The following is an 8886-nucleotide window of genomic DNA, read 5'->3' as shown; positions in this document are numbered from 1 at the left end:
CGGGCGTTATGACTGCGGTCACTCCACCCCTCCCGAGGCTGCGACCCCCACGACCCACGAGCCCCCACACCACCGCTCACCTGCGGTTTTGACTGCAACGCGGCCCGATCGGCCTGCCCATCCCGCGAAGCGGGAACGTCGGCGAAGACGCGACGACCCGGAGCAGCGCGCTCGCCACCTCGAACGACGGCGGCTTCCCTCCGGGTCTCCTGGAAGGACGGGGCGGGCTCTGCCCCCGCCCGGTTCGGCACGGACGTACGGCCGGCCTGGCCCGCACGTCGACGACCCCGCGACAGAACGTCGTCCGCGACCTGGAGCCGGACATCGACCGGGCGGCGACGGGCGGCGTCAGAGCATCCGGCCCAGCCGCGCCGCATGTCCGGCGAGCACCGGCACGAAGTCCCGGTGCATCTCGTCCGCCGTGACCCGCGCGCTCGACGCGCTCACGCTCATCGCGGCGACTGTCCGCCCGCGCGCGTCCGTGACCGGGACGGCGACGGCGCGCATCCCGAGCTCGAGCTCCTCGTCGCTGGTGGCATGACCGTCGATCCGGACGGCCTCCACGGCCGCGGTGATGTCCTCGGGCGCGACGAGGGTGCGGACCGTACGCCGGGCGCGGCTGCCGCGGGCCAGATAGCCGGCGAGCTCCTCGTCGTCGAGGGCCGCGAGCAGCACGCGCCCGGTGGCCGAGCAGTGCGCGGGCAGCCGGGCGCCGACCCGGACGCCGGTGGAGACGATCCGCTCGGCCTCGGCGCGCGCCACGAACACCGACCAGCCCTCCTCCCACACCGCCAGGGACACCGACTCACCCAGCTCGTCCCGCGCGGCGACGAGGTGCGGCTGCGCGAGGACCGGGAGCGAGGCGGTGTCCAGATAGGCCCCGCCGAGCCGGAGCATCCGTGGCGTCGGGCGGAAGAACTTGCCGTCGTGGGTCAGATAGCCGAGGTCGGTCAGCGTGAGCAGACAACGCCGCGCCGCGGCCCGCGTCACGTCGGTGCGCCGGGCGGCCTCGGCCACCGTGAGCTGGGACGACCCGTCCCCGAATGCCTCGATCACGGCAAGCCCCTTGGCGAGCCCGGCCATGCCCTCGGGCGCACGGGCGGGGACGGCGTCCTTGACACCGTCTGATCCACCCGTTTCTACTGTTCGAGAAACAGACATGAGTTCGTTATACGAACACCTGTGGTGCCTGTCAAGGCGCCGCACGCCGACGAGGAGCTGTCGTGCCCACCACCACAACCACCGAGCTGCCGGCGTGGCCCGAGGGACTGACCCGGGTCCCGTACTGGGTCTTCCAGCGCGAGGACGTCTACGCCGCGGAGCAGGAGAACCTCTTCCGCGGCCCGCACTGGAACTACCTGTGCCTGGAGGCCGAGGTCGCCTCACCCGGGCAGTTCCGCGCAAGCTTCCTGGGTGACACGCCGGTGGTCGTCTCCCGCGACCACGACGGTGAGCTGTACGCGTTCGAGAACCGCTGCGCCCACCGCGGCGCCCTGCTCGCACTGGACGACCGGGGCACCGCGAAGGACTTCACCTGCGTCTACCACGCCTGGACCTACAGCCTGCAGGGCGACCTGACCGGGGTGGCGTTCAAGGACGGCGTCAAGGGCAAGGGCGGGATGCCGGAGTCGTTCTGCCTGGAGCAGCACGGTCCGCGCAAGCTGCGCCTCGCCGTCGTGCACGGGCTGGTGTTCGGCAGCTTCTCCGACGACGTCGACGACATCGAGGACTACCTCGGCGACGAGATCATGGATCGGATCGAGCGGGTCCTGGGCGGGCGCACCCCGGTGGTGATCGGGCGCTTCACCCAGATGCTGCCCAACAACTGGAAGCTCTACGTGGAGAACGTCAAGGACTCCTACCACGCCAGCATCCTGCATCTGTTCTTCACCACGTTCGAGCTCAACCGGCTGTCCCAGCGCGGCGCGATCATCGTCAGCGAGGACGGCGGGCACCACGTCAGCTATTCGGCGATCGACCGCGAGGCCGAGCGGGACGCCTCCTACTCCGAGCAGAACATCCGCTCGGACAGCGGCTACAAATTGGCCGACCCGTCGCTGCTGGAGGGCTTCAGCGAGGTCGGCGACGACACCACGCTGCAGATCCTGTCGACGTTCCCCGCCTTCGTGCTGCAGCAGATCCAGAACTCGGTCGCGGTCCGGCAGATCCTGCCCCGCGGGGTGGACCGGACCGAGCTGAACTGGACGCTGCTCGGCTTCGAGGAGGACACCCCCGAGCAGCGCAAGGTCCGGTTGAAGCAGGCCAACCTCGTCGGCTCGGCCGGCTACATCTCCATGGAGGACGGCTGCGTGGGCGGCTTCGTGCAGCGCGGCGTGGCCGGTGCGTCCGACCACGCCGCCGTGCTCGAGATGGGCGGCGCGAGCGCCGAGTCCAGCGAGAGCAGGGTGACCGAGGCGTCGATCCGCGGGTTCTGGAAGGCGTACACCGCCGGCATGGGCATCCGGCAGGAGGTGCAGGCATGACCACGAGGGACGTGTTCCGGCTGATCGGCCAGGCCCAGGCGGCCTACGCCCGCTGCATCGACTCGGACCGGCTCGAGGACTGGCCGGACTTCTTCACGGAGAAGTGCTTCTACATGGTCACCACCGCGGACAACCACCGCGAGGGCCTGGAGGCCGGCCTGATCTGGGCCGACACCCGCGGCATGCTCACCGACCGGGTGTCGGCGCTGCGCGAGGCCAACATCTACGAGCGGCACGGCTACCGGCACATCCTCGGCCAGCCGTTCATCGAGGAGGACGACGGCCGCGAGGTACGCAGCGAGACGCCGTTCCTCGTCGTCCGGATCATGCGCGACGGGTCGAGCGACCTGTTCGCCTCCGGCCGCTACCTCGACCGCTACCTGGTCGAGGGCGACGCCGTGCTGCTTGCCGAGCGGGTCGTGGTCTGCGACAGCTCGCGGATCGACACCCTGCTGGCGCTGCCGCTATGAGCAGGGTCCTGCTCACCGTCGGGGACCCGAACGGGGTCGGCCCCGAGCTGGCGGTGAAGGCCGCCGCCACACTGACCACGGACCCCGACCTGGCACCCGTGGTGGTGGCCGACCCGTACGTCGTCGAGACGTGGGCCGCGCGGTCGGGATTGCGGCTGCGCGAGACCGACGGCGCGGCCGCCGCGGAGCCCGGGGTGCTGGACGTGCTGCCCGTGACTGCGCTACCCGAAGGCGAGCTGCTGCCCGGGACCGTCAGCGCCGAGGCGGGCGCCGCGACCGTCGCCTACCTGCGCGCCGCGGTCGAGGCCGTGCACGCCGGCCTCGGGCGGGCGATCGTGGCCTGCCCGCACTCGGAGACCGCCGTCAACGCCGCGGGCATCCCGTTCGACGGTTACCCGGGGCTGCTGGCCGAGCTCTCCGGGGTTCCGCGCGACCGGGTGTTCCTGATGCTCGTCGGCGGTGGCCTGCGGGTCGTCCATGCCACCCTGCACGAGCGGCTCGCCGACGCGCTGGATCGGCTCACCCCCGAGCTGGTCGAGGCGGCCGCCCGCGCCGCCGCGGGGTTCCTCGTGGCCGCCGGCGTCGCGGGCCCGCGGATCGGCGTGTTCGGGATCAACCCCCACGCCGGCGAGGGGGGTCTGTTCGGCCACGACGACGAGCGCGTCACCGTGCCGGCGGTGGAAGCGCTGCGTGGCAGCGGGATCGACGCGATCGGCCCGCTCGGGGCCGACCTGCTGCTCGGCCCCGACCGCCGCGACGAGCTCGACGCGGCTGTCGCGATCTACCACGACCAAGGGCACATCCCGGTCAAGCTGCTCGCCGGCCGCACCGCGTCCGCGCTGTCCCTCGGGGCCGGCCTCACGTTCTCCAGCGTCGGGCACGGCGCCGCGTTCGACATCGCCGGCCGCGGCGTGGCCGACCCCGAGGCCGTGCTGCGCGCGGTCCGTCTGGTCGGCGGCGCCGACCGCCGCACGGAGATGCCCGCATGAGCCACGACGTCCGCGTCGCCGGGACGGAGATCGTCTTCGGCTGCGAGCCCGACGAGACGGTGCTCGACGCCGCCGAACGGGCCGGGTTCACGATGCCCTACTCCTGTCGCAAGGGGGTCTGCTCGACCTGCGAGGGCGGGTTGGTGGCGGGTGCGGCCGACGTGCGCGGTCGCGGCCCGCTCGACGGTCCGGTCGACGGGGTGCTGCTGTGCCGGACGCGGCCCCGCTCCGACCTGGAGATCGCGCCGCAGCGGATCACCCGCCGGGAACCCCCGGCCCGCCGGACCGTCACGGCGAAGGTCCACAAGATCACCAATCCGGCTCCCGACGTCGCCGTCGTCGCGCTGCGGTTCCCTACCGGGGTGCGCGCGAAGTTCCGGGCCGGGCAGTACCTCACCGTGGCGCTGCCCGACGGCGACAGCCGCAACTACTCGATGGCGAACCCGCCCCACCAGAGCGACGGCGCGCTGCTGCACGTGCGCCGGGTGCCGGGCGGGCGATTCTCCGGCGAGCTGCTCGACGGGCTGAGCAAGGGCGACACCCTGCAGGTCGAGCTGCCGTTCGGCGAGTTCAGCCTGGACCACGAGTCCGACCGGCCCGTGGTGCTGGTGACCACCGGCACCGGGTTCGCCCCGGTCAAGTCCATCGTGGAGGACCAGATCAAGCGCGGCGGCGACCGGCCGCTGCACCTGTACTGGGGCGGGCGCCGCGCCGAGGATCTCTACCTCGCGGACCTGCCCGCGCAGTGGGCGGACAAGCACGACTGGTTCTCCTTCACCCCGGTCCTTTCCGCACCCGCCGCCGAATGGACGGGGCGCACCGGGTACGTGCACCGCGCGGTGCTGGCCGACCACCCGGACCTGCGCGGCCACGAGGTCTACGCCTGCGGCAGCCCGGCGATGACCGCCGCCGCCCGCGAGGAGTTCGTCGGCACCGCCGGCCTGGCCCCCGACCGCTTCTTCAGCGACGCCTTCGTCCCGTCCGGGGACGCGGAGCCCGTCGCCGCGGCGGGCTGATCCCGAGCAGCAGGCCGATCCACCCTTCCGTCCCACCACACCAGGGGTCATCGACGACCCCGGAGCGAGGCCACCGATGTCTCTCGAAGCGCGTCCCCTGCAGTTGCCCTCGTTCGTCGACGAACGGCGCGTCAGCCGTTTCCAGTACGGCGTGATCACCCTCTGCGGGCTCGTCATGTTCATCGACGGGTTCGACACCCAGGCCATCAGCTACATGGCCCCGCACATCGCGAAGGAGTGGGGTCTGTCCCCGCAGACCCTCGCCCCCATCTTCTCCTCCGCGCTGGTCGGCCTCATGGTCGGCTATCTGGCACTGTCCCCGTTGTCCGACCGGTTCGGACACAAGCGGGTCATCGTCGTCAGCACCATCGCGTTCGCGCTGTGCACGCTCGTTGCGGTCTGGGCGTTCTCCGTGCCCGAGCTGATCGTGCTGCGCTTCCTCACCGGACTCGGGCTCGGCGCGGCCGCGCCGAGCTGCGTGGCGATGACCGGCGAGTTCAGCCCCAAGCGACTGCGGGCCACGTTCGTGCTCGTCATCTACTGCGGCTTCTCCCTCGGCTTCGTCGTCGCCGGGCTGGTCGCAGGTTGGCTGATCCCCGCGCACGGATGGCGCTCGATGTTCGTGGTGGGCGCACTCGCCCCGCTGCTGCTGGTGCCGCTGCTGCTGCGGTTCCTGCCGGAGTCGCCGGTGTTCATGATCCGCCGCAACCAGGATCCCCAGCGCATCCACCGCGTCTTCCGGCGAATGGACCGCACGCTGCCCGAGCACGCGGCGCCGACCTTCGCCGTCGAGGCCGCGGACGCCGGCAAGCGTGCCGCGCTGAGCAGCCTGTTCACCCGTGACCGGGTGCTGGGCACGGTGCTGCTGTGGTTCGTGTTCGCGATCAACCTGGCGGAGTTCTACGCCCTGCAGAGCTGGCTGCCGACGATCATGACGAGCCTCGACTACTCGATGAGCACGGTGGTCACCGCGACCACACTGACCACGGTCGGCGGCATCGCCGCCGCGTTCATCACCGGCCCGTGCATGGACCGGCTCGGCGCCTACGGCACCCTCGGGGCGCTCTACCTGGTCGGCTTCGTGTTCGTCGCGCTCACCGGCCTCGCCTTCAGCGCGCCCCTCTGGGTGCTGCTCACCGCCAACTTCCTGGCGGGCTGCTGCATCAGCGGCGGGCAGAAGAGCCTGATCGCGCTCGCGGCGGTGTTCTACCCGGCGCCGATCCGCTCCACCGGGGTCGGCTGGGCGCTCGGGATCGGCCGGGTGGGTGGCATCCTCGGCCCCATCGTGATCGGCGCGGCCCTCGCGGCGCAGTGGTCGGCCGGCGCGGTGTTCTACGCGATGGCCGTGCCGATGCTGGTCGCCGGCGTGGCCGTCCTTGTCCTGGGACGTCTGTACGGCACGCGGCGGAACCGGGTCACCAGCGGCGTCCGGGCCGAGGACTCCGTGCCGGAAACCGTCCCGGGCGAGGGCGCTCAGGCCTGAGCGCGGGCCGGACCCCGACGTCGGCTCACGGTCGTCAGGAGGACGCGGAATTCTTCGGGATCAGCCGCCCGGCGGACACAGCGGTTCGCCGCTCTCGTAGTCGAAGACGCTGCCGTGTCAGGAGCACGGCAGCCCCTCGTCGATGACCTTGCCGCTGGACAGCAGGCAGTCGAGGTGGCTGCAGTGGTTCGACGTCGCGTGCACCTCGGTTCGACGTCGCGTGCACCTCGCCTTCCTCGTCGGCCGGCGCTGCGGTGGGCGCCGGAAGACCGAGCGCGATGAGCCGCTTCGCGACGGGCACGTCTCCCCGCGGTCGAGGAAGAACGCCGGGCGTGGGCACGGCCCTGTTCCTCAGAATCTCCACCGGGGCAGGGGCGACGACCACGCCACGGCTGAGGGCGAGCCGGGCGTGCACCTGCCGGATCCCCCAGCTGTTGCGCGAGGTCGCGTAGACGCACCTACCGAACAGTGGGGGCTGTCCCCAGCAATTTCGGGGAGGGCACCTCACCGTCCGGGTGCTCGTCCCATTGTTCGCCGTCGTCGGCGGTCCCATCCTTTCGTCAGGAGGCTCTGGACACCGACCTGCGACGCCGATCGACGGCCTCGTCGCACGCTCGTCGTCCCGATGTGGTCACCACACTCATCAACCGGAGACGGACATGACGAGCACCGATGCATCCAGCGGGAGAGAATGGGCAGAACGCCCCTACTACCGAGAGGAGCAGCGATTCCCTCGGTGGATCAAGGCGGTCCCACTGCTCGTCGCGGTGGCGCTCGGCGGCGCCCTTGTGCCGCTCTGGCTCGCGGGCCCATCACCCGCGCCGGTAGGCCTGGTCGTCGCCCTGCTCTTCGTACTCCACCTTCCGCTGGTCGCACTCCACTTCCTGATGAATCTCGTCGTCGTCGTCGATTCGAGCGGTCTCCGCGTCAGGCTGTATCCGCTCAGGTGGAGCATGATGCCGTCCCGGATGACGCGCAAGGACGTAGCGCTCGGCGACATCGACCACTGGCAGGCGCGAACCCACAATTCCGTGGCCGGTACTGAATACTGGGGATGGCACTTCTGGGGCCTGAGTGCCGGCAAGGACAGCCGATACCTGTACGTCATGCGGCCCAGCGGGCCGGTCACCGCACGCGGGGTGGAACTCCGACTCAAAGGTGGCGAGAAATTGTTCATCGGCTCGAAGAGGCCGGCTGAACTGGTTGACGCCATAACCCGGCTGAAGGGCTGACAACAGGTTTCAGACCCGGTGATCGAAGGAATCAACCGCCTGCCGTCAGTCGCCGGGTACGACCGAATCCTCCTCGACGGCCCGCTGCACCGCAGGCGAGTCCTCCTCGGCCTCGCGGAGGGGCGGCCCGCCGCGGTCGTGCTTCAGGGTGTCGAGCAGCGCCTGCTCGTCGGACTCCAGAGGTGGCGGTTCGGGGCCTCCGCCGGGCTCGCCGTCGTCGTTCCCCGTCGCCATTGCGGAGTCGGGCACCGGATCGCAACAGTCCTTGGCCATGGCCGGGAGGTACCCCGCCCGAGCCCGGCCACACGCCGCCGGACCGGCGCTGTCCCCACGTGTCCGCAGCCAGGAAGCGGCGTCGCAGATCTGCTCAGCTCCGGCGCCGGCGCCGGCTCCGCGAACTCAGGTGATCACGCGTCGTAGTCCAGCTCGACCCGCTCCGTGGTGGGACGGGACTGGCAGGTCAGGACGTAGCCTGCGGCGACCTCGTCCGGGCTCAGCGCGTAGTCGATCTCCATCTCCGCGCCGCCGCGCACCAGCTTGGCGCGGCAGGTCCCGCAGGCGCCGCCCATGCACGCGTACGGGGCGTCGAGGCCCGCCCGTAGCACGGCCTCGAGCACCGACTCCCGCCCGTCGCTGTCCACGGCCGACGTCCGGCCGCCGACCGTCGCGATGACGGTGCTCTCGACCCCGGCGGCGTGCTCCTCGGTCGCCGGGGCGGCGTGGAACAGCTCGACGTGGACGGCCTCGGGAGCGACGCCGTGCCGGCCGAGCACCGCGCGGGTGTCCTCGACCAGCGCCTGGGGCCCGCAGACGAACCAACCGTCGACGTCGGCCGGGGCGAGGTCGTCCCGGAGCAGCCCGGCGAGACCGGCGGCGTCGATCCGCCCCGGCACGACGCGCTCGAAGCCCGTCCCCGGCTCGGCGCCCGCCTCGCCCGACCGGAAGTGCACGATCCGCAGCCGGCCCTCGAAGTGCCGGGCGAGCATCTCCAGCTCGTCGCGGAACATCGTCGACTCCGCCGTGCGGTTGCCGTAGAACAGGGTGAACCGGCTGTCCTCGCTGACCGTCAGCGCGGTGGACAGCATCGAGATGATCGGCGTGATCCCGCTGCCGGCCGCGATCCCGACGTGGTGCCGGGCGGTACGGGCGTCGGGCTCGAGGGTGAACCGGCCCGACGGCGGCAGCACCTCGAGCACGTCGCCCGGCGCGAGCC

The 8886-nt window shown here is 71.6% G+C and carries 10 protein-coding genes; 6 read left to right on the top strand and 4 right to left on the bottom strand.

Features of this window, described 5'->3' with window-relative positions:
• Positions 1-348: 348 nt before the first annotated feature.
• On the bottom strand, positions 349-1083 hold the full coding sequence (locus tag JWP64_RS19225; protein WP_297499100.1) for an IclR family transcriptional regulator C-terminal domain-containing protein: 735 nt from the start codon (positions 1081-1083) through the stop codon (positions 349-351).
• Between the two features lie 140 nt (positions 1084-1223).
• Between JWP64_RS19225 and JWP64_RS19220 the strand changes: the two genes are divergently transcribed.
• The 5 genes from JWP64_RS19220 to JWP64_RS19200 all read left to right on the top strand — a co-directional run bounded on the left by JWP64_RS19220 (position 1224) and on the right by JWP64_RS19200 (position 6441).
• Complete coding sequence (locus tag JWP64_RS19220) at positions 1224-2483, top strand: aromatic ring-hydroxylating dioxygenase subunit alpha (RefSeq protein WP_297499098.1); 1260 nt, start codon at positions 1224-1226, stop codon at positions 2481-2483.
• The gene (locus tag JWP64_RS19215) at positions 2480-2953 is read left to right on the top strand and encodes an aromatic-ring-hydroxylating dioxygenase subunit beta (RefSeq protein ID WP_297499096.1); all 474 of its coding nucleotides are present in this window, start codon (positions 2480-2482) and stop codon (positions 2951-2953) included. The genes JWP64_RS19220 and JWP64_RS19215 overlap by 4 nt, the downstream gene beginning before the upstream one ends.
• The gene (locus JWP64_RS19210; protein WP_297499094.1) at positions 2950-3942 is read left to right on the top strand and encodes a 4-hydroxythreonine-4-phosphate dehydrogenase PdxA; all 993 of its coding nucleotides are present in this window, start codon (positions 2950-2952) and stop codon (positions 3940-3942) included. The genes JWP64_RS19215 and JWP64_RS19210 overlap by 4 nt, the downstream gene beginning before the upstream one ends.
• On the top strand, positions 3939-4958 hold the full coding sequence (locus tag JWP64_RS19205; protein WP_297499092.1) for a 2Fe-2S iron-sulfur cluster-binding protein: 1020 nt from the start codon (positions 3939-3941) through the stop codon (positions 4956-4958). The genes JWP64_RS19210 and JWP64_RS19205 overlap by 4 nt, the downstream gene beginning before the upstream one ends.
• Before the next feature lie 76 nt (positions 4959-5034).
• Positions 5035-6441 (top strand): MFS transporter, encoded by a 1407-nt coding sequence (locus tag JWP64_RS19200; protein ID WP_297499090.1) that lies wholly within the window; start codon positions 5035-5037, stop codon positions 6439-6441.
• A gap of 117 nt (positions 6442-6558) precedes the next feature.
• On the opposite strand, the gene JWP64_RS19195 is transcribed toward JWP64_RS19200, so the two are convergent.
• A complete protein-coding gene (locus tag JWP64_RS19195) occupies positions 6559-6645 on the bottom strand; it encodes a hypothetical protein (RefSeq protein ID WP_297499102.1) in 87 nt (28 codons plus the stop codon).
• 455 nt (positions 6646-7100) lie between these two features.
• Here JWP64_RS19195 and JWP64_RS19190 point away from each other — a divergent pair, with 455 nt between their 5' ends.
• Complete coding sequence (locus JWP64_RS19190) at positions 7101-7673, top strand: hypothetical protein (protein WP_297499088.1); 573 nt, start codon at positions 7101-7103, stop codon at positions 7671-7673.
• Positions 7674-7718: 45 nt separating this feature from the next.
• On the opposite strand, the gene JWP64_RS19185 is transcribed toward JWP64_RS19190, so the two are convergent.
• Both JWP64_RS19185 and JWP64_RS19180 read right to left on the bottom strand, forming a co-directional pair.
• Positions 7719-7922, bottom strand: coding sequence for a hypothetical protein (locus JWP64_RS19185; protein WP_297499087.1), 204 nt, complete (start codon positions 7920-7922; stop codon positions 7719-7721).
• A 158-nt stretch (positions 7923-8080) separates the two neighbouring features.
• Positions 8081-8886 (bottom strand): 2Fe-2S iron-sulfur cluster-binding protein (locus tag JWP64_RS19180; RefSeq protein WP_297499085.1); only part of this gene is annotated, 806 nt, incomplete at its 5' end.

Source organism: Pseudonocardia sp. (genome assembly GCF_025465255.1).
Taxonomy (GTDB): Bacteria; Actinomycetota; Actinomycetes; order Mycobacteriales; family Pseudonocardiaceae; genus Pseudonocardia.
This window is presented reverse-complemented; position numbering and strand designations above follow the sequence as displayed.

Coding starts and splice junctions, on each gene's coding strand:
- JWP64_RS19225 (WP_297499100.1), bottom strand. CDS start 1,083: ATGGCCGGGCTCGCCAAGGGGCTTGCCGTGATCGAGGCATTCGGGGAC.
- JWP64_RS19215 (WP_297499096.1), top strand. CDS start 2,480: ATGACCACGAGGGACGTGTTCCGGCTGATCGGCCAGGCCCAGGCGGCC.
- JWP64_RS19210 (WP_297499094.1), top strand. CDS start 2,950: ATGAGCAGGGTCCTGCTCACCGTCGGGGACCCGAACGGGGTCGGCCCC.
- JWP64_RS19205 (WP_297499092.1), top strand. CDS start 3,939: ATGAGCCACGACGTCCGCGTCGCCGGGACGGAGATCGTCTTCGGCTGC.
- JWP64_RS19200 (WP_297499090.1), top strand. CDS start 5,035: ATGTCTCTCGAAGCGCGTCCCCTGCAGTTGCCCTCGTTCGTCGACGAA.
- JWP64_RS19190 (WP_297499088.1), top strand. CDS start 7,101: ATGACGAGCACCGATGCATCCAGCGGGAGAGAATGGGCAGAACGCCCC.